Genomic DNA, 18623 nt, shown 5'->3' with positions numbered 1-18623 from the left:
TTCTTACTTCTCCTCGGTACGGGTGTGGGTGACGGCGGGCTCGTTGCCGCCCAGAAGCAGGTACAGGACGGCCATGCGGATGGAGACGCCGTTGGCGACCTGCTCGATGACCGTGCAGCGGTCGGAGTCGGCGACCTCGGCGGTGATCTCCATGCCGCGGACCATCGGGCCCGGGTGCATCACGATGGCGTGCTCGGGCATCTTCGCCATGCGGTCGCCGTCCAGGCCGTAGCGCCGCGAGTACTCGCGCTCGGTCGGGAAGAAGGCGGCGTTCATCCGCTCGCGCTGAACGCGCAGCATCATGACGGCGTCGGACTTCGGCAGCGTGCTGTCGAGGTCGTACGAGACCTCGCAGGGCCAGGTCTCGACGCCGACCGGGACGAGGGTGGGCGGGGCGACGAGGGTGACCTCGGCGCCGAGGGTGTGCAGCAGGTCGACGTTCGAGCGGGCGACGCGGCTGTGCAGGACGTCCCCGACGAGCGTGATGCGCTTGCCCTCGAGGTCCTTGCCGAGTCCGGCGTCGCGGCCGACGAGGCGGCGGCGCATCGTGAACGCGTCGAGGAGCGCCTGCGTGGGGTGCTGGTGGGTGCCGTCGCCCGCGTTGATGACCGGGGCGTCGATCCAGCCCGAGGTGGCGAGGCGGTAGGGCGCGCCGGAGGCGCCGTGCCGGATGACGACGGCGTCGACGCCCATCGCCTCCAGGGTCTGGGCGGTGTCCTTGAGGGACTCGCCCTTGGAGACGCTGGATCCCTTGGCGGCGAAGTTGATGACGTCCGCGGAGAGGCGCTTCTCGGCGGCCTCGAAGGAGATCCGGGTGCGGGTCGAGTCCTCGAAGAAGAGGTTGCAGATCGTGCGGCCGCGCAGGGCGGGCAGCTTCTTGATCGGCCGGTCGGCGACCCGGGCCATCTCCTCGGCGGTGTCGAGGATGAGGACGGCGTCGTCGCGGGTGAGGTCGGCGGCCGAGATGAGGTGTCGCATCATCGGGGAGGCTCCGTAGGAAAGTTCAGGAGTATTCGGGCATACGGGCGCGCGGCGGCACCCTCAGGGTCGGGCTGAGGGTGGCTACTGCTCGCCGGCCGGAGCGGCCCGCTTGGCGCCGAGCAGCACGGAGTCGCGTCCGTCCTCCTCGGCGAGCTGGACCTTGACCGTCTCCCGCAGCGACGTGGGGAGGTTCTTGCCGACGTAGTCGGCGCGAATGGGGAGTTCGCGGTGGCCGCGGTCGACGAGGACCGCGAGCTGCACGGCGCGGGGGCGCCCGATGTCGTTCAGGGCGTCGAGTGCCGCGCGGATCGTGCGGCCGGAGAAGAGCACGTCGTCGACGAGGACGACGAGGCGGCCGTCGATGCCGTCGGCGGGGATCTCCGTGCGGGCCAGCGCACGCGGCGGGTGCATGCGCAGGTCGTCGCGGTACATGGTGATGTCTAGGGAGCCGACCGGGATCTTCTGTCCGGTGATCTCTTCGAGCTTGTCCGCGAGCCGGCGGGCCAGGAAGACGCCGCGGGTGGGAATGCCCAGGAGCACGACGTCTTCGGCGCCCTTGGCGCGCTCGACGATCTCGTGAGCGATGCGGGTCAGTACCCGCGCGATGTCGGGGCCCTCGAGTACGGGGCGTGCCTCATCGGAGCTGCTGATGTCCATAAAAAACGGACCTCCTTCTCCGCCTCACGGGACGGACCTTAAAGGACGTCGGATTTGCGCCATCCACGGTACCAGGCCCGCAACGCCACCGATCACCCCCCTGGAGGTGCGAGACACGCCGTTCCGAGGGAAGGTCGATAACGGACCACTCGGCTTGACGCAGCCAAGTAACGCTGCGTAACCTCACAGTGAGTTACCAGCCACGCGGCGGAGCCGCACGTTGATACAGCGTCCGGGAGCTATATGTCCAGCGAATACGCCAAACAGCTCGGGGCCAAGCTCCGCGCCATCCGCACCCAGCAGGGCCTTTCCCTCCATGGTGTCGAGGAGAAGTCCCAGGGACGCTGGAAGGCGGTCGTGGTCGGTTCGTACGAGCGCGGCGACCGTGCCGTGACCGTGCAGCGCCTCGCCGAGCTGGCGGACTTCTACGGGGTGCCGGTGCAGGAGCTCCTGCCGGGCACCACGCCGGGCGGTGCGGCCGAGCCCCCGCCGAAGCTCGTTCTCGACCTGGAGCGCCTGGCCCACGTCCCGCCGGAGAAGGCGGGTCCCCTGCAGCGCTACGCGGCGACGATCCAGTCCCAGCGCGGTGACTACAACGGCAAGGTGCTGTCGATCCGCCAGGACGACCTGCGCACCCTCGCCGTCATCTACGACCAGTCGCCCTCGGTCCTCACCGAGCAGCTCATCAGCTGGGGCGTCCTGGACGCCGACGCGCGTCGCGCTGTCGCTCACGACGACCTCTGACAGACAGAAATCGGCAGAAACGTCACGCCGGAGGGGCGGGCCCGCGTTTTCGCGGCCCGCCCCTGCGGCGTTTCCGGGCCGCTCCCCCGCGTACAAAAGACATCAGGCCCGGTGCGGAACATGGTTCATGTTCCGCACCGGGCCTGATGTGCTGTCGCTGTCTGCGCCTGCTACGCCTCGTCGCGGCGCAGCGTCGGCTTCAGGTCCTTGAAGCGGCCCAGAAGCCCGTTGACGAAGGCCGGGGAGTCGTCCGTGGAGAACTCCTTGGCGAGCTGCACGGCCTCGTCGAGCACCACGGCGTCCGGGGTGTCGTCGACCCAGACGAGCTCGTAGGCGCCCAGGCGCAGGATGTTGCGGTCGACGACCGGCATCCTGTCCAGGGTCCACCCGACGGCGTACTGCGAGATGAGCTCGTCGATGCGGGCGGTCTTGCGGGCGTAGCCCTCGACCAGCTCCATCGTGTACTCGCTGACCGGCGGCTGCCGGGTGTCGCTCCGGGAATGCCGGATCCAGTCCGCGAGGACCGTCTGGACGTCGACTCCGCGCTGGTCCGCCTCGAAGAGGATCTGGAAGGCGCGCTTGCGGGCCGTGTTGCGAGCAGCCACGGTTAGCTGTTCACCCGGCCGAGGTAGTCGCTGGTGCGGGTGTCGACCTTGATCTTCTCGCCGGTCGTGATGAAGAGCGGCACCTGGATCTGGTGGCCGGTCTCCAGCGTGGCGGGCTTGGTGCCACCGGTGGAGCGGTCGCCCTGGACGCCCGGCTCGGTCTCCTGGACGACGAGCTCGACGGCGGCCGGCAGCTCGACGAAGAGCACCTCGCCCTCGTGCTGCGCGACGGAGGCGGTGAAGCCCTCGATCAGGAAGTTGGCGGCGTCACCGACGGACTTGCGGTCGACCATGAGCTGGTCGTACGTCTGCATGTCCATGAAGACGAAGTACTCGCCATCCATGTACGAGAACTGCATGTCGCGCTTGTCGATCGTGGCCGTCTCGACCTTGACGCCGGCGTTGAAGGTCTTGTCGACGACCTTCCCGGACAGCACGTTCTTGAGCTTGGTGCGCACAAAGGCAGGGCCCTTGCCGGGCTTGACGTGCTGGAACTCGACGACGGACCAGAGCTGGCCCCCGTCGAGCTTGAGCACCAGGCCGTTCTTGAGGTCGTTCGTGGAAGCCACGGTTGCGGAATCTCCTGGACTGACGATGGACGACCCCGGGGGCGCGCGCCGTTACAGCGCGAGCAGCTCCTTGGTCGTAATGGTGAGTAGCTCGGGTCCGCCGTCCGCCTCGGGGCGCACGACGAGCGTGTCATCGATCCGGACACCGCCCCGGCCCGGGAGGTGGACCCCCGGTTCGACGGTGACCGGCACACAAAGGTCCAGTTTACCCATGGCCGCGGGGGCCAACTGCGGCTCCTCGTCGATTTCGAGTCCGACACCGTGTCCGGTGAGCTGTGAGAGGCCGTCCGCGTACCCCGCGGAGTCCAGTACATGGCGTGCCGCCCGGTCCACCTCACGGCACTCGGCGCCGGGTGCGAGGCTCTCCCGGCCGGCCCTCTGGGCTGCGAAGACCAGGTCGTACAGGTCGATCTGCCAGTCCGCGGGCGAGGTGCCGATGACGAACGTACGGCCGATCTCGCAGCGGTATCCGCGGTAGGCGGCGCCGAGGCAGACCGAGAGGAAGTCACCCTCTTCGACGCGGCGATCGGTGGGGCGGTGGCCGCCGCGGCCCGAGTTCGGCCCGGTGCCGACCGAGGTCGGGAAGGCGGGGCCGTCGGCGCCGTGGTCGACCAGGCGGCGCTCCAGCTCCAGGGCGAGATGGCGTTCGGTGCGGCCGACGAGGATCGATTCGAGCAGTTCACCGAGGGCCTGGTCGGCGATCTCGGCGGCGATGCGCAGGCAGGAGATCTCGTCCTCGTCCTTGACGAGCCGCAGCTGCTCCACGGCGCCGCCCAGGTCGGCGAGGCGCAGCCGGGGCGCCACGGAGCCGAGCGCCCGGTGCCTGGCCACGGTCAGATGGTGTTCCTCCACGGCCAGCGAATCCGCCCCCAGGGAGAGCGCGACGTCGGCGGCGGCGACGGCGGGGTCCCCGCCGGGCGCATCGAGCACCTGGATGCGCAGCGACTCGTCGGGCCGTCCCTCGGCGGGCTGCTCGCTGGGCGGCAGCCGGCACATCAGGACGTCACCTTCGGCGTCGGGGCCCTTCCCCAGCAGGAGTACGGCGCCGTGGGGCGCCGCGCCCGCGAGATAGCGAACGTTGGCGGGGCGCGAGACAAGGGCGGCGGCACTGCCGCCCGCCGCAGCGCGCTCCCTCAGCCGGTCCCTACGGGCCGCGTACACCTCTGACATGAATCGAGCGTACGAGTGACAGAGGTGCGCGGCCTGGTCAGCGCGTCCGGACGGGCGGCGAGGTGGCCTCTCCAGGGTGCTCTGCGCGGCCCGCTACCACTGGGGCGGGCTCGCGATCGAGCGGGCGAGTACGTCGTCCAGGACGCGGGCCGTGGTGGGCACGTCCATCTGGGAGTTGTCGATGATGGGCAGGCCCGAGCCGTACCAGCCGGCCATGCGGCCGTGGATGCGGGCGACCTCCTCGTCCGTGAGGCGGCGGTTCCCGCTGCGCTCCGCGTTGCGCTCGAGGACGATCTCCAGGCCGGGGAGCAGCACCACGGGCAGCAGGCCGGGGCCCACGTGCCGCTTCCAGCCGCCGAGACCCACGACCGGGCGGTCCGGGAAGACGGCGTCGTCGAGGATGCACGAGATGCCGTTGGCCAGGAAGTTGCGCGCGGCGAAGCCGCAGGTGCGGCGGGCGAGGCGGTACTGGGCCTCGGAGTGGTCGTTCCACCCCGACTGCGGGTCGGCGAAGCCGGAGCGCACCCACTCGCGTACGTCGTCGAGGCTGATGTGGGCCGTGGGGACGCGGCGCTGGTCGGCCCAGTACTTGGCGACGCTCGTCTTGCCCGCGCCGGCGGGGCCGATGAGCAGGACTGCGAGCGTCGTGGCGGTGGCGTCGGCGGTGCCGGCCGCGGGCGGCGGGCTCGGCATGGCGACGGGGCCGCCGGGCGGGAGCTGCACATGGCCCGTGGTGTCCCGCGAGGGGGGTTGCGGGGACTGCTGGGGGGCGTGCTGAGGGACGACGCCCGGGTGCGGGGGCTGGCCCTGCGGCGGCTGGGTGTGCGGGGCCTGGGGGTGCGGCGCGGGTTGGTGCGGGGCGGGCGTCGGAGCGTGCGGCGCGGGTGCGTGCGGGGCCGGGCCCGAGGGGCCGGGTGGGCCCGCGAAGCCCGGGGCAGGGTGTGGCGGACCCGCCGGTCCGGGGCCCGGGTGGGCGCCCGGGTGATGCGCGGCCTGGGACCAGCCGGCGGCCGGTCCGTGCCCCGGCTGAGGGGGCGGCGGCAGCGGCGAACCCACTGCGTGCTGCATCCGGTGCGACTCCGTCTCGTACAGGCAACTGGCGCCGGCGAACAAGGCGCTACCGAACGGTACCTTCCCCGGCCGCCGTTGTGTGAACGGCCGGGGAGGTCGCGAAGTGCCCGAAGGCGGGGGCTATTCGGCCACTTCGCCGTACGCCGCGAGGAGCACGGCCGGGTCGGGTCCTTCGAGGACCGTCGGCTTGGCGAGGCCGTCGAGGACGATGAACCGCAGCAGGTTGCCGCGGGACTTCTTATCGACCTTCATGTTCTCCAGCAGCTTGGGCCACTGGTCGTAGCGGTAGCTCAGGGGCAGCCCGACCGACTCGAGGACGGTGCGGTGCCGGTCGGCGGTCGCGTCGTCCAGGCGTCCGGCGAGACGGCCGAGTTCGGCGGCGAAGTGCATGCCGACGGAGACGGCGGCGCCGTGCCGCCACTTGTACCGCTCGTTCTTCTCGATGGCGTGCGCCAGGGTGTGCCCATAGTTGAGGATCTCGCGCAGGCCCGACTCCTTGAGGTCGCCGGAGACGACCTCGGCCTTGACCTTGATGGAGCGCTCGATGAGCTCGGCGGTGTGCGGGCCCTGCGGGGAGCGCGCCGCCTCGGGGTCGGACTCGATCAGGTCGAGGATCGCCGGGTCGGCGATGAAGCCGGCCTTGATGATCTCCGCGAGGCCGGACACGAAGTCGTTGACCGGCAGCGAGTCGAGGGCCGCGAGGTCGCAGAGCACGCCGGCCGGCGGGTGGAAGGACCCCACGAGGTTCTTGCCCTCGGCGGTGTTGATCCCGGTCTTGCCGCCGACGGCCGCGTCCACCATGCCGAGCACGGTGGTCGGCACGGCGATCCAGCGCACCCCTCGCAGCCAGGTCGCGGCCACGAACCCGGCGAGGTCCGTGGTGGCGCCGCCGCCCACGCCGACGATGACGTCGGTGCGGGTGAAGCCGGACTGGCCGAGCGCCTTCCAGCAGTAGGCGGCGACCTCGGCGGTCTTGGCCTCCTCGGCGTTGGGCACCTGGATGGCGACGACCTCGAAGCCCTGGTCGGCGAGGTCGCCGCGCAGCGCCTCACCGGTCTCGGCGAGCGCCTCGGGGTGGATGATCGCGACGCGCTGGGCGGACTCGCCGATCAGACCGCCGAGTTCACCGAGGAGCTGACGTCCGACGAGGACCTCGTACGGGTCGGTGCCCGCTGTGCCGCCGACCTGGATCCGGGTCACCTGCTGCTCGGTCATGCCTTCTTCAACTCCAGGGCGTCGAGGACCGCGCGGGCGACCTCTTCGGGGGTGCGGTCGTCGGTGGGTACGACGACGCGGGCGACTTCGGTGTACAGGTGGCGGCGGGCCTCCATCAGCTCGCGCCACTGGCGGCGCGGGTTGACGGCGAGCAGCGGACGGGCCGTGTTGAGGCCGGTCCGCTTGACCGCCTCCTCGACGTCCATCGACAGATAGACGACGGGGAGCGGAGCGAGCAGCGCGCGCGTCGACTCGTCGAGGATCGCTCCGCCGCCGAGTGCGAGCACACCGCTGTGCTCGGCGACAGCCGCGTGCACGGCCTGCCGCTCGAGTTCGCGGAAGCGGGGCTCGCCCTCGTCCACGAAGATGTCCGCGATGGGGCGGCCCTGAGCGGCCACGATGTCGGCGTCGGTGTCCCGGTAGGGGCAGCCCAGCCACTCGGCGAGCAGCTCCCCCACCGTGGACTTGCCTACGCCCATGGGGCCGACGAGTACGACCAGCGGGCCGGTCACCGGATCTGGAGGTGGTCGAGGTACGACTGCACGTTGCGCCGGGTCTCGGGGACGCTGTCGCCGCCGAACTTCTCCGCGACGGCGTCGGCGAGGACGAGCGCGACCATGGCCTCGGCGACGATGCCTGCGGCCGGGACCGCGCACACGTCTGAGCGCTGGTGGTGGGCCTTCGCGGCCTCGCCGGTCGCCACGTCGATGGTGGCCAGCGCGCGCGGGACGGTCGCGATGGGCTTCATCGCGGCGCGCACACGCAGCAGTTCACCGGTGGTGAGGCCGCCCTCGGTGCCGCCGGAGCGGCCCGACGTGCGCTTGATGCCGTCGTCCGTGGTCACGATCTCGTCGTGCGCCTTCGAACCGGGCACGCGCGCGAGCTCGAAGCCGTCGCCGACCTCGACACCCTTGATGGCCTGGATGCCCATGAGGGCCCCCGCGAGCCGGGCGTCAAGACGCCGGTCCCAGTGCACGTGCGAGCCGAGGCCCACCGGCACGCCGTAGGCGAGGACCTCGACGACGCCGCCGAGGGTGTCGCCGTCCTTGTGGGCCTGGTCGATCTCCGCGACCATCGCCTTCGACGCGTCCGCGTCCAGGCAGCGCACCGGGTCGGCGTCGAGCTTGTCGACGTCGGCCGGGGTCGGGTAGACGCCGTAGGGGGCCTTGGCGTTCGCCAGCTCGGTGACGTGGCTGACGATCTCGATGCCGGCCGTCTCCTTGAGGTAGGAGCGGGCGATGGCGCCGAGCGCGACGCGGGCCGCCGTCTCACGGGCGGAGGCGCGCTCCAGGATCGGCCGGGCCTCGTCGAAGCCGTACTTCTGCATACCGGCGAGGTCGGCGTGACCGGGGCGGGGCCGGGTCAGCGGCGCGTTGCGCGCCAGATCGGCGAGGATCTCGGGGTCGACCGGGTCGGCCGACATGACCTGCTCCCACTTGGGCCACTCGGTGTTGCCCACCATGACCGCGACCGGCGAGCCCATGGTGAGGCCGTGGCGCACGCCGCCGAGGAAGGTCACCTCGTCGCGCTCGAACTTCATCCGCGCGCCGCGTCCATAGCCGAGCCGCCGCCGGGCCAGGTGGTCCGCCACCATCTCCGTGGTGATCGGCACGCCGGCGGGAAGTCCCTCCAGCGTCGCGACAAGTGCGGGTCCGTGGGACTCCCCAGCGGTCAGCCAGCGCAACCTGCTCAACGGTGCTCCTCTTGCTCGCGCCTCGAACTGCGATGGCGCGGCCGGGTGCGCGGCCCTGGCCCGCCACCCCCGATCCTCCCACGTCCGCGCACCCGACCCGGCCCCCGGTCCATCAGACGGACGCCTGGACGGACGCGGCCCGGGTCAGCCTGCGAGCGCCCGCTCCCCCGCCCGGCGCATCGCACCGAGCGGCGCCGGGGCGCGCCCCGTCATCTGCTCGACCTGGAGGACGGCCTGGTGCACCAGCAGGTCGAGCCCGCTGACGACCGCTCCGCCGTACCCGGACCAGCGGGCCGCGAGCTGTGTCGGCCAAGGGTCGTAGAGGACGTCGAAGAGGGTGCCGGGCCGTTCGGGGATGTCGGCGGCGAGGGCGTCCGTGGTTCCGGCGGGCGTCGTGGCGACGACCAGCGGCGCGGTGAAGGCACGCGCCGCGTCCGACCACTTCCCGATCTTCACGTCCACGTCGAGCCGCTCGCCCCACTCCCGCATCTCGGCGGCGCGGGCGTCGCTGCGTACGTACGCGACGATCTCGCCGGCGCAGATGCGCGACAGGGCGGCGAGCGCGGAGGAGGCGGTGGCGCCCGCGCCCAGGATCGCGGCGGACTCGACCTTGTCGATGCCGCGCTCGGCGAGGGCGGCGACCATGCCGGGGATGTCGGTGTTGTCGCCGATCTTGTGCCCGTCCTCGGTGAGGACGACGGTGTTGACGGCCTCGACGGAGGCGGCCGTGTCACTGATCGTGTCGAGCAGCGGGATCACGGCGCGCTTCAGCGGCATGGTCAGCGAGAGGCCCGCCCACTCGGGCCCGAGCCCGGCCAGGAAGTCGGGCAGAGCCACCTCGTCGACCTCGAAACGGTCGTAGGACCAGTCCGTCAGGCCCAATTCCTCGTAGGCGGCGCGGTGCAGCACCGGGGAAAGGGAGTGGGCGATGGGCGACCCGAGTACGGCCGCCCTTCTGATTGCTGACATCAGTTCTTCCTCGACGCGTTCCACTTGTCGACCAGCTTCTGGTGTTCGTCGTTCGTCTTGGTGAACTCGCTGGTCTTGCCGTCCATCGAGATGAAGTAGTACCAGCCGTCGCTGGTCGGGTCGGTGGCGCCCTTCAGAGCTTCCTCACCCGGGTTTCCGATCGGCCCGGGCGGCAGGCCCTTGTAGTAGTACGTGTTGTAGCGGTTGTCGTACTTGCGCAGCGCGGTGAGGCTCAGGTCGATCTTGCTCTGGTTCTTGACGTAGTTGTATGTGGAGTCGAACTCCAGCATTCCGTTCGTCTGCTCGTTGCCGGGCTTGAGGCGGTTGTAGACGACCTCGGCCATCTTGCGGAAGTCGTCGTGGCTCGTACCCTCGGCCTGCGCGAGGCTCGCCACCGTGATCAGCTGCCACGGGCTGTCGAGGCCAAGGCTCTTGGCCTTCTTCTCGACGCCGTAGGCCTCGTACTTCTCGGTCGCCCGCGACACCATCTGCTTCAGGACCGTCTCGGGCTTTCCGCCCTTGGCGACGCCGTAGCTGGACGGGTAGAGGAACCCTTCCAGCGGGTCCTTCACATTCGGCTCGTTCATGGCCCAGGAGGGCAGTCCGAGCTTCTTGTAGTCCTTCTTCGCGACCTCTTGCGTGGTCCCCTTGGCAATGCCGAGCCGCTTGTCGATCTGCTGGTAGACCCACACGTTACGGCGGCCCTCGGCGATGATCAGGTTGTTCCGGCTGCTCGGGCTGAGCATCATCTCGAGCGCGCTTGCGGCCGACATTTCCTTCTCGAGCGTATATCCGCCGTCCTGAATGGACGTGCCCCGCGGATTCTGCTCCTGCGCCGCAACGAAGGCGTCCACGCTCTTGATGACGCCCGCGTCCTTCAGACGCTGGCCGATGACATAGCCGCCCGCGCCCGGGGGAATGTCCACGGAAACGGGTTCGCCATTTCCGGACCCCGCGTAATCCGGCGCCGATCCGAAACGGTCCTGATAGAACTGGTAGCCGAAATAGCCGACACCGCCGACGCCGCCCGCGAAGACCACGGTGAGGACCAGGCAGGCGCATCCGCTGCGCCGCTTCTTCGGCTTCTTGCCGCCGCGGCCGCGGCGGCTGCCCCGGTCGCGCGGGTCGTCGTAGTCGTCGCCGTCGTCATCGCCGCCACCGGCGAAGAACGCGTGCTCACCCTGGTCGGGGCCCGGGTCCCAGTCCGTTTCCGGCTCCGCGGCGGCCCCGCGCCGACCGGGCGGCTCCGGTGGCGGGTACGCGTCGGGGGTGCCGTAGAGATCCGGCTGCTCACCGCCGTATGCGACAGGCTGCTGCTGACCGCCGTACGGGTCCACCGGGTCGGCATTGTACGGGACATGGCCGTGCTGACCGGTGTCCCAGCCGCCACCCTGCGGCTGACCGCCGTACTGCTGACCGCCGCCGTACTGCTGGCCGTACTGGTCGTGCTGACCGGTGCCCCACTCGCCGCCGTACTGCTGCTGCGGCTGCTGCTGGGACTGAGGATGCTGCTGCGGCTGCTGAGGGTGGTACTGCCCCTGGCCGCCGTAGGCAGGCCGGCCGTCGGCGGCCTGCTGCCCCCACCCCTGGTCCCCGTACAGCGGGTCCTCGGGGTGCCACGGTTCGGAGCCAGGGCCCCGGCCATACTCAGTCATCGATCCCCTACAAGCCGCGAGGCGGCGGCCGCGTCTGGGTGGCAGGGCAACCGGTCCGCCTCTTGATGCTGTGCGGCAGCTGTTCGAACGCCGCCGGTCGCGCGGAACGTTACCGTATCGCGATCAGATGCCCACTTCGACGCCCTCGCCCGGAGCTTTACCTGACGCCCGTTCGGACTCCAGTGCCTGCTGGAGGATGATGACCGCAGCCGCCTGGTCGATGACAGACCGGCCCTTTTTGGACTTCACGCCCGAGGCGCGCAGTCCCTGACTGGCCGTCACTGTGGTCATCCTCTCGTCCACGAGCCGCACGCCGACGGGGGCGATCCCGCCGGCCAGCTCCTGGGCGAACGCGCGGACCTTGACCGCGGCCGGCCCCTCGCCCCCCTTGAGGGAGCGAGGGAGTCCGACGACGACCTCGATCGGCTCGTACTCCTCGACGAGTTGCCGCAACCGCCGGTGGGCGGCCGGGACATCGCGTCCCGGCACGGTCTCCACCGGGGTGGCGAGGATCCCGTCGGGGTCGCACGAGGCGACCCCGATCCGGGCGTCCCCGACGTCGATCGCGAGCCGTCGGCCGCGTCGCATCAGGCGGTTTCCGTGACGAGGCGCTCGACGGCGGCCACGGCGTCACCGATGGCGGCCGGGTTCTGGCCGCCGCCCTGGGCGACGTCCGGCTTGCCGCCACCGCCGCCGCCGAGGGTCTTGGCGGCCGTGCGGACCAGGTCACCGGCCTTCAGACCGCGCTCACGAGCGGCCTCGTTCGTGGCGATGACCGTCAGCGGCTTGCCGTTGACCGTCGTGAACAGGGCCACCACCACGGGGCGTCCGCCCTGGATGCGGCCGCGCACGTCGAGGACCAGCTTGCGCAGGTCGTCGGCGCCGGTGCCGTCCGGGACCTGGCCGGTGACCAGGGCGACCCCGCGCACGTCGGTGGCGCCCGCGGCGAGACCGGCGGCGGCCTGGAGGACCTTCTCCGCGCGGAACTTCTCGATCTCCTTCTCGGCGTCCTTGAGCTTGCCGAGCATCGCCGAGACCTTCTCCGGCAGCTCCTCGGAGCGGCCCTTGACCAGCTCCTGGAGCTGGGCGACGACCGTGTGCTCGCGGGCGAGGAAGTTGTACGCGTCGACGCCCACGAGGGCCTCGATACGGCGCACGCCCGAGCCGATGGACGACTCGCCGAGCAGCTTCACCAGGCCGAGCTGGGCGGTGTTGTGCACGTGCGTGCCGCCGCAGAGCTCCTTGGAGAAGTCGCCGATGGTGACGACGCGGACGCGCTCGCCGTACTTCTCGCCGAACTCGGCGATGGCGCCAGCCTTCTTGGCGTCGTCGATCGACATGACCTCGGCCTGCACGTCGAGTTCGCGCGAGAGGACCTCGTTGATCTTCTGCTCGACGTCCGTCATCACGGCCGTGGGCACGGCGGACGGCGAACCGAAGTCGAAGCGGAAGCGGCCGGGCTGGTTCTCGGAGCCGGCCTGGGCGGCCGTCGGGCCGAGGGCGTCGCGCAGCGCCTGGTGCGTGAGGTGCGTGGCGGAGTGGGCGCGGGCGATGGAGCGGCGGCGCGCCACGTCGATGACGGCCTGGGCCGGGGCGCCGACGGTGACCTCGCCGACCTGGACGACGCCCTTGTGGACGTAGACGCCGGGGACCGGCTTCTGGCAGTCGCGGATCTCGATCACCGCGCCGTTGTCCAGCTTGATGCGGCCGGTGTCGCCGATCTGGCCGCCGCCCTCGGCGTAGAAGGGGGTGCGGTCGAGGACGACCTCGACCTCGTCGCCCTCGGAGGCGGCCGGGGAGGAGACGCCGTTGACCAGCAGGCCGACGATCGTGGACTCGCCCTCGGTCGACGTGTAGCCGATGAAGTCGGTGGCACCGGCGGCGTCCGCGATCTCGCGATAGGCGCCGACGTTGGCGTGGCCGGTCTTCTTGGCCTGGGCGTCGGCCTTGGCGCGCTCCCGCTGCTCCTTCATCAGGCGCCGGAAGCCGTCCTCGTCCACGGACAGGCCCTGCTCGGCGGCCATCTCCAGGGTGAGGTCGATCGGGAAGCCCCAGGTGTCGTGGAGCAGGAACGCCTTGTCGCCGGCGAGGACCGTGCCGCCCGCGGCCTTGGTGTCGATGACGGCGGTGTCGAGGATGTTCGTGCCGCCCTTGAGGGCCTTGAGGAAGGCGGCCTCTTCGGCGAGGGCGACGGTCTCGATGCGCTTGCGGTCGGTGATGAGCTCCGGGTACTGCTGGCCCATCGTGTCGATCACGACGTCGGCGAGGTCCTTGACGACCGGACCGGTGGCGCCCATGAGGCGCATGTTGCGGATGGCGCGGCGCATGATGCGGCGCAGGACGTAGCCACGGCCCTCGTTGCCGGGGGTGACGCCGTCACCGATGAGCATCACGGAGGTGCGCATGTGGTCGGCGACCACACGCATCGAGACGTCGGTGTCGTGCTTGTCGCCGTACTGGACACCGGTGAGTTCGGTGGCCTTGTCCATGACGACGCGCAGGGTGTCCGTCTCGTACATGTTCTGTACGCCTTGCAGGATCATGGCGAGACGCTCGAGGCCGAGACCCGTGTCGATGTTCTGCGACGGCAGGTCGCCGAGGATCTCGAAGTCCTCCTTGCCGATGCCGACGCCGCGCTCGTACTGCATGAAGACCAGGTTCCAGATCTCCACGTACCGCTCGTCGTTGACGGCCGGGCCGCCCTCGACGCCGAACTCGGGGCCGCGGTCGTAGTTGATCTCGGAACACGGGCCGCAGGGGCCGGGGACGCCCATGGACCAGAAGTTGTCCTTCTTGCCCAGGCGCTGGATGCGCTCCTTGGGCACGCCGACGACCTCGTGCCAGATGCGCTCGGCCTCGTCGTCGTCGAGGTAGACGGTGATCCAGAGCTTCTCCGGGTCGAGGCCGTAACCACCGTCCGCCACGGAGCTGGTGAGCAGCTCCCAGGCGTACTTGATGGCGCCTTCCTTGAAGTAGTCGCCGAAGGAGAAGTTGCCGCACATCTGGAAGAACGTGCCGTGGCGGGTCGTCTTGCCGACCTCTTCGATGTCCGGCGTGCGCACGCACTTCTGCACCGATGTGGCGCGCGGGGCGGGCGGCTTGACCTCGCCGAGGAAGTACGGCTTGAACGGGACCATGCCCGCGGGGACGAGCAGCAGAGTCGGGTCGTCCGCGATGAGCGACGCCGAGGGCACGACCTTGTGGCCACGCTCCTCGAAGAAGCTCAGCCAGCGGCGGCGGATTTCAGCCGACTCCATCAGTGGTCCTCATTCCGGTTGTACGAGTACGTCGTGTTCTCGAGGTACTTGGGGTTGTTCTTCACGTGGTTGTTCTTCACGTGGTTCTCGATGACGGAGAAGCGGCGCTGCGCGGGGAGTTCGGCGTCCACCGGGGCGTTGAGGCCCAGTGCGTCGTCGAGTTCGGCCTCGCGCTCGGCCATGCCGTCGCGGACGTCGAGGGCGAAGTCCTTGAGACGGTGACCCGCCTCGATCGCCTTGTTCGCGGCCTGCGCGGCGAGGCTCTCCGGCGTCAGCTTCTTCAGCTTGCGGTTGACCTTGGTGGTGGCCCATACGCCGGCGGCTGCGCCCGCGGTGAACCAGAACGTACGGCGGAACATCGCTGCGTCAGTCCCTCTTATTCCGGGAGTCCCGCTTGCTGCGCCGCGCCGACGGGACGGTGCGGCCCACGATCACGGTACGGCGGGACGGCTTGGCGGGCGCGTCGGCTGCGGAGGCACCCGTGGACTTGCGACCGATCGCCCGGCGCACGCCGTAGCCGAAGGCGGCCACCTTGACGAGCGGGCCACCGAAGGTGGAGGCGACGGTGGAGGACAGCGCCGACGCGTTCGACGTGACTTCCTGGACGTCCGACGCGATGGCGTCGACCCGGTCGATCTGCGTCTGTGCGGACCGCACGGCCGCGGAGGCGTCGGCAAGCAGCGGGACCGCCTGCTCGGTCACATCCGCCACGAGCTTGGTGGTCGCCCTGAGCGTCTGGGCCAGCCTCGCCAGAGCCACCGCGAGGAAGGAGACCAGGATCGCCCAGAAGACGGCCACCAGGATCCCGGCCACCTCTCCACCGGACACTTAGCACCGCTTCCATGAACATCGAGAACACCGAAAGAAATAGTCCCCCGAGCCTATCGCGCCGGGGTCCGCGCTCCGTACCGGATTACCGCTCACCGCGGGCGGAATTGCCCGTACCGATTGTACGGACTGCTTACGCATGAGTACGCTCCGTACCTCATGCGACGCGAACTGCGCCCTGAAGACAGGCCCGAGGGTTCCACCCCGCCCGGCAACCTCCCTCTTGAGCTCAACCGCTTCGTCGGTCGGGCCGCCGAACTCACCGAGCTCACGCGGGCTCTTGAGGCGGCTCGCCTGGTCACCGTGACCGGTGCCGGCGGCGTCGGCAAGTCCCGCTTCTCCGCGAGAGCGGCGGCGCTGGCCGCGGAGCGCCTGGGCTGCGACGACGTCCGGCGGGTGGACCTGGCCACGGTGCGCGAGCCGAACGTGGTCGAGTACGCGCTCGCCGCGGCCCTCGAACTGACCGACCACACGAGCCGCCCGCAGCGCGATGTCCTCCTCGACCATCTCGGGCAGCGCCAACTCCTGCTCGTCATCGACGGGTTCGAGCATCTCGTCGACGCCTGCGCCTCACTCGTACAGGAACTCCTCGGCGCTGCGCCGGATCTGCGGATCCTCGCGGTGGGGCGCAGGCCGCTGTCGGTCGAAGGGGAACGCATCTTCCCGCTGGGGCCGCTCGGCACGGCGGACGCGGCCGACCTCTTCGCGGACCGGGCTGCCGCGCTGGTGCCCGGCTTCACCCTGGACGACGGGAACCGGACGGAAGTCGTCGAGGTCTGCCGGCGGCTCGACTGTCTGCCGCTCGCGGTGGAACTGGCGGCCGGACGGCTGCGGGCGCTGTCGCCCGCGGACCTCCTCGGCCGGCTCGACGACCGGTTCAGGCTGCTGACGGGCGGCACGCGCGGGGCGCTGCCGCGGCATCAGACGCTGCGGACGGCGATCGGCTGGAGCCACGAGCTGTGCACGGCGCGGGAGCGGCTGCTGTGGGCGCGGCTCTCCGTGTTCTCCGGGCAGTTCGACCTGGCCGCGGCGGAATACCTCTGCAGCGGTGAGGGGCTGCACGCCGATGCGGTCCTCGATGTGCTCTCGGAGCTGATCGCGCAGTCCGTGGTGATCCGCGAGGAGGCGGACTCCGTGGTGCGCTACCGGATGCTCGACACGGTCAGGGCGTACGGCGCGGACTGGCTGGAGGCGTCGGGCGACACCACGCGGATGCGGCGCAGGCACCGCGACTGGTACATGGGTCTCGCCACGTGGTGCGAGCTGGACTGGTTCTCACCGCGGCAGGCGCAGGTGGCGGCGCAGATCGGGGCGGAGCTGCCGAATCTGCGGGCCGCGCTGGAGTTCTGTCTGACGGAGCCGGGCGAGACGCATCTGGGGCAGTACCTCGCGGGCACGCTGTGGTTCTACTGGGCGGGCTGCGGCCATCTGTCGGAGGGGCGGCACTGGCTGGAGCGCAGCGTGGAGCTCGACGCGGAGACCGAGGACGGCGACTACGCCCGGTCCCGTCTGAAGGCCCTGTGGGTGCTCGGCTATGTGGCGATCCTCCAGGGAGACACGGTGCCCGCGCTGGCCGCGCTCCAGGAGTGCCACGACGAGGCGGAACGTATCGGCGACGCCACGGCGGTCGCGTACGCGGTGCATCGCAGGGGCTGTCTGGCGCTGGTCACGGACGACATGCCGCGCGCCGAGGAACTGCTGCGGACGGCGCTCGCCGGGTACCGGGAGATCGGTGAGCTGAACAGCAGCGTGCTGATGGGCCAGGTCGAGCTGGCGATGGCCGTGGCGTTCCAGGGGGATCTGGCCGCGGCGGTCGAGCTGTGCGAGGACGTGCGGCTGGTCTGCGAGGACCACGGCGAGCGGTGGACGCTGGCCTACGCGCTCTATGTCCTGGCGTACGCGGAGTGGACCAAGGGCGATCTGGTGCGGGCGCGGCAGCTGCTGCGCGAGTGCCTCGTCATCGCGGACACGTTCCACGATCTGCTGGGCACGGTCCTGACGATCGAGCTGCTGGCGCTCGTCACCGTGACGGAGGGGGACGCGGGTGAGGCGGCGCTGCTCCAGGGCGCTGCGGGCCGGATCTGGCCGTCCGTGGGGCTGCCGCTGTTCGGCTCGGCGTACTACAACGCGCCGCACGAGCGGTGTGCGTCGGACGCCCGGGCCATCCTCGGCGACGCGCGGTTCGAGTCGTTCGTGGCGGCCGGGGCACGCCTGGAGCCCGGGGAGGCTGTCCAGCGGGCGCTCGGACGGGACACCGCATCGCGGCCGACGGTGATGCCGGGGCCGCGTACCGCGCATCCGGCCCCGGAAACGCGCGAACCCGCCGCCTCCCCGACCGTGCAGGGCGGGGAGACGACGGGCTGAAACGCAGGAAGTGCTACGTCCGCCGGATGATCAGCGGGCGTAGTACTCGACGACGAGCTGCTCGTCGCAGATCACGGGGATTTCCTTGCGGTTCGGGTCACGGTCCAGACGGAAGGCCAGGGCCTTCAGGTTGACCTGGAGGTAACGCGGGATCTCGCCGTCGGGGGCGAAGCCACCCTCACGCGCGACCTGGAACAGCGGCTTCTCGCGGCTGCGCTCGCGGACCATCACGACGTCGTCGGGACGGACACGGTACGACGGCTTGTCGACCTTGCCACCGTTGACCTCGATGTGGCCGTGAACGACCATCTGGCGGGCCTGGTAGATCGTGCGGGCGATGCCCGAACGCAGAACCAGGGCGTCGAGACGACGCTCCAGCTCGATGACCAGGGCCTCACCGGTCTTGAGCTGCGTCTTGGCGGCACGCTCGTAGGCGCGGACGAGCTGGCGCTCGGACACGTCGTACTGTGCGCGCAGACGCTGCTTCTCGAGCAGACGGACCTTGTAGTCCGAGTTCTGCTTGCGGCCGCGGCCGTGCTCGCCCGGCGGGTAGGGGCGGGCCTCGAAGTACTTGACGGCCTTCGGGGTCAGCGCGATACCGAGGGCACGCGACTTCTTGACCTTGGGGCGGGACTGGTTCGTCATGAACCAAACACCTCATTGTTCTGTGTGGATACGGCTTCACCAGGGTTAAGGGAGGTCGCATCCGCAGCCGGGGAAACCCGCCTTGTCCTTGCGGACGGGGCAGGCAGCCGCTCCCTGGTCTGGGCACATACGTGCAGCACGCGAGTGGCCCACCGACCGCTTCCCGGAGGTCCGGGATGGTGGTGGGCTGCCCGCGACAC

General features: G+C 70.5%; 18 protein-coding genes. 2 read left to right on the top strand and 16 right to left on the bottom strand.

The features are described 5' to 3' along the window. Positions 1-3: 3 nt before the first annotated feature. Both OHA58_RS30530 and pyrR read right to left on the bottom strand, forming a co-directional pair. On the bottom strand, positions 4-981 hold the full coding sequence (locus OHA58_RS30530) for an aspartate carbamoyltransferase catalytic subunit (RefSeq protein ID WP_100597419.1): 978 nt from the start codon (positions 979-981) through the stop codon (positions 4-6). 81 nt (positions 982-1062) lie between these two features. After that, positions 1063-1638 (bottom strand): bifunctional pyr operon transcriptional regulator/uracil phosphoribosyltransferase PyrR, encoded by a 576-nt coding sequence (pyrR, locus tag OHA58_RS30525; protein ID WP_405482751.1) that lies wholly within the window; start codon positions 1636-1638, stop codon positions 1063-1065. A 243-nt stretch (positions 1639-1881) separates the two neighbouring features. On the opposite strand from pyrR, the gene bldD reads away from it, so the two are divergent. Then, positions 1882-2382 carry a transcriptional regulator BldD gene (bldD, locus tag OHA58_RS30520; protein ID WP_100597417.1) on the top strand — a complete coding sequence of 167 codons (501 nt, stop codon included), beginning with the start codon at positions 1882-1884 and terminating at the stop codon, positions 2380-2382. A 170-nt stretch (positions 2383-2552) separates the two neighbouring features. On the opposite strand, the gene nusB is transcribed toward bldD, so the two are convergent. The 13 genes from nusB to OHA58_RS30455 form a co-directional block, all read right to left on the bottom strand. Then, positions 2553-2987, bottom strand: coding sequence for a transcription antitermination factor NusB (gene nusB, locus OHA58_RS30515; RefSeq protein ID WP_100597416.1), 435 nt, complete (start codon positions 2985-2987; stop codon positions 2553-2555). A gap of 2 nt (positions 2988-2989) precedes the next feature. Continuing rightward, entirely contained in the window at positions 2990-3556 is a 567-nt protein-coding gene (gene efp, locus OHA58_RS30510) for an elongation factor P (protein WP_266566568.1), read from the bottom strand. Positions 3557-3607: 51 nt separating this feature from the next. Then, positions 3608-4726 carry an aminopeptidase P family protein gene (locus tag OHA58_RS30505; RefSeq protein ID WP_405482749.1) on the bottom strand — a complete coding sequence of 373 codons (1119 nt, stop codon included), beginning with the start codon at positions 4724-4726 and terminating at the stop codon, positions 3608-3610. 93 nt (positions 4727-4819) lie between these two features. Further along, the gene (locus OHA58_RS30500) at positions 4820-5794 is read right to left on the bottom strand and encodes a Pro-rich N-terminal domain-containing protein (RefSeq protein WP_405482747.1); all 975 of its coding nucleotides are present in this window, start codon (positions 5792-5794) and stop codon (positions 4820-4822) included. Between the two features lie 123 nt (positions 5795-5917). After that, positions 5918-7012 carry a 3-dehydroquinate synthase gene (gene aroB / locus OHA58_RS30495; RefSeq protein ID WP_266668377.1) on the bottom strand — a complete coding sequence of 365 codons (1095 nt, stop codon included), beginning with the start codon at positions 7010-7012 and terminating at the stop codon, positions 5918-5920. Continuing rightward, positions 7009-7491, bottom strand: coding sequence for a shikimate kinase (locus OHA58_RS30490; protein ID WP_405485252.1), 483 nt, complete (start codon positions 7489-7491; stop codon positions 7009-7011). Before OHA58_RS30490 ends, aroB begins: the two co-directional genes overlap by 4 nt. 29 nt (positions 7492-7520) lie before the next feature. Further along, the gene (gene aroC, locus OHA58_RS30485; protein ID WP_405482746.1) at positions 7521-8705 is read right to left on the bottom strand and encodes a chorismate synthase; all 1185 of its coding nucleotides are present in this window, start codon (positions 8703-8705) and stop codon (positions 7521-7523) included. A 144-nt stretch (positions 8706-8849) separates the two neighbouring features. Further along, the gene (locus tag OHA58_RS30480; protein ID WP_405482745.1) at positions 8850-9674 is read right to left on the bottom strand and encodes a shikimate dehydrogenase; all 825 of its coding nucleotides are present in this window, start codon (positions 9672-9674) and stop codon (positions 8850-8852) included. After that, complete coding sequence (mltG, locus tag OHA58_RS30475) at positions 9674-11329, bottom strand: endolytic transglycosylase MltG (RefSeq protein ID WP_405482744.1); 1656 nt, start codon at positions 11327-11329, stop codon at positions 9674-9676. Before mltG ends, OHA58_RS30480 begins: the two co-directional genes overlap by 1 nt. A 123-nt stretch (positions 11330-11452) precedes the next feature. After that, positions 11453-11917 carry a Holliday junction resolvase RuvX gene (ruvX, locus tag OHA58_RS30470; RefSeq protein WP_116503402.1) on the bottom strand — a complete coding sequence of 155 codons (465 nt, stop codon included), beginning with the start codon at positions 11915-11917 and terminating at the stop codon, positions 11453-11455. Then, positions 11917-14586, bottom strand: a complete 2670-nt coding sequence (gene alaS, locus OHA58_RS30465) for an alanine--tRNA ligase (protein ID WP_405482742.1) — start codon at positions 14584-14586, stop codon at positions 11917-11919. Before alaS ends, ruvX begins: the two co-directional genes overlap by 1 nt. Continuing rightward, the gene (locus tag OHA58_RS30460) at positions 14586-14945 is read right to left on the bottom strand and encodes a DUF6167 family protein (protein WP_405482740.1); all 360 of its coding nucleotides are present in this window, start codon (positions 14943-14945) and stop codon (positions 14586-14588) included. The genes alaS and OHA58_RS30460 overlap by 1 nt, the downstream gene beginning before the upstream one ends. A gap of 7 nt (positions 14946-14952) precedes the next feature. After that, entirely contained in the window at positions 14953-15414 is a 462-nt protein-coding gene (locus tag OHA58_RS30455) for a DUF948 domain-containing protein (RefSeq protein WP_405482738.1), read from the bottom strand. A gap of 159 nt (positions 15415-15573) precedes the next feature. Between OHA58_RS30455 and OHA58_RS30450 the strand changes: the two genes are divergently transcribed. Beyond that, a complete protein-coding gene (locus OHA58_RS30450; protein WP_405482737.1) occupies positions 15574-17778 on the top strand; it encodes an ATP-binding protein in 2205 nt (734 codons plus the stop codon). Positions 17779-17808: 30 nt separating this feature from the next. Here the strand turns inward: OHA58_RS30450 and rpsD are convergent, their stop codons facing one another. Next, on the bottom strand, positions 17809-18423 hold the full coding sequence (gene rpsD, locus OHA58_RS30445; RefSeq protein WP_100597404.1) for a 30S ribosomal protein S4: 615 nt from the start codon (positions 18421-18423) through the stop codon (positions 17809-17811). Positions 18424-18623: the final 200 nt, after the last annotated feature.

The organism is Streptomyces sp. NBC_00009, assembly GCF_045040855.1.
GTDB classification, from domain to species: Bacteria; Actinomycetota; Actinomycetes; order Streptomycetales; family Streptomycetaceae; genus Streptomyces; species Streptomyces aureus.
The sequence above is the reverse complement of the archived record's forward strand: the minus strand, read 5'-3'. Positions and strand labels throughout refer to the sequence as shown.

Coding starts and splice junctions, on each gene's coding strand:
- OHA58_RS30480 (WP_405482745.1), bottom strand. CDS start 9,674: ATGTCAGCAATCAGAAGGGCGGCCGTACTCGGGTCGCCCATCGCCCAC.
- alaS (WP_405482742.1), bottom strand. CDS start 14,586: ATGGAGTCGGCTGAAATCCGCCGCCGCTGGCTGAGCTTCTTCGAGGAG.
- ruvX (WP_116503402.1), bottom strand. CDS start 11,917: ATGCGACGCGGCCGACGGCTCGCGATCGACGTCGGGGACGCCCGGATC.
- OHA58_RS30460 (WP_405482740.1), bottom strand. CDS start 14,945: ATGTTCCGCCGTACGTTCTGGTTCACCGCGGGCGCAGCCGCCGGCGTA.
- rpsD (WP_100597404.1), bottom strand. CDS start 18,423: ATGACGAACCAGTCCCGCCCCAAGGTCAAGAAGTCGCGTGCCCTCGGT.
- bldD (WP_100597417.1), top strand. CDS start 1,882: ATGTCCAGCGAATACGCCAAACAGCTCGGGGCCAAGCTCCGCGCCATC.
- OHA58_RS30500 (WP_405482747.1), bottom strand. CDS start 5,794: ATGCAGCACGCAGTGGGTTCGCCGCTGCCGCCGCCCCCTCAGCCGGGG.
- OHA58_RS30530 (WP_100597419.1), bottom strand. CDS start 981: ATGATGCGACACCTCATCTCGGCCGCCGACCTCACCCGCGACGACGCC.
- aroB (WP_266668377.1), bottom strand. CDS start 7,012: ATGACCGAGCAGCAGGTGACCCGGATCCAGGTCGGCGGCACAGCGGGC.
- OHA58_RS30450 (WP_405482737.1), top strand. CDS start 15,574: ATGCGACGCGAACTGCGCCCTGAAGACAGGCCCGAGGGTTCCACCCCG.
- mltG (WP_405482744.1), bottom strand. CDS start 11,329: ATGACTGAGTATGGCCGGGGCCCTGGCTCCGAACCGTGGCACCCCGAG.
- OHA58_RS30505 (WP_405482749.1), bottom strand. CDS start 4,726: ATGTCAGAGGTGTACGCGGCCCGTAGGGACCGGCTGAGGGAGCGCGCT.
- pyrR (WP_405482751.1), bottom strand. CDS start 1,638: ATGGACATCAGCAGCTCCGATGAGGCACGCCCCGTACTCGAGGGCCCC.
- OHA58_RS30490 (WP_405485252.1), bottom strand. CDS start 7,491: ATGGGCGTAGGCAAGTCCACGGTGGGGGAGCTGCTCGCCGAGTGGCTG.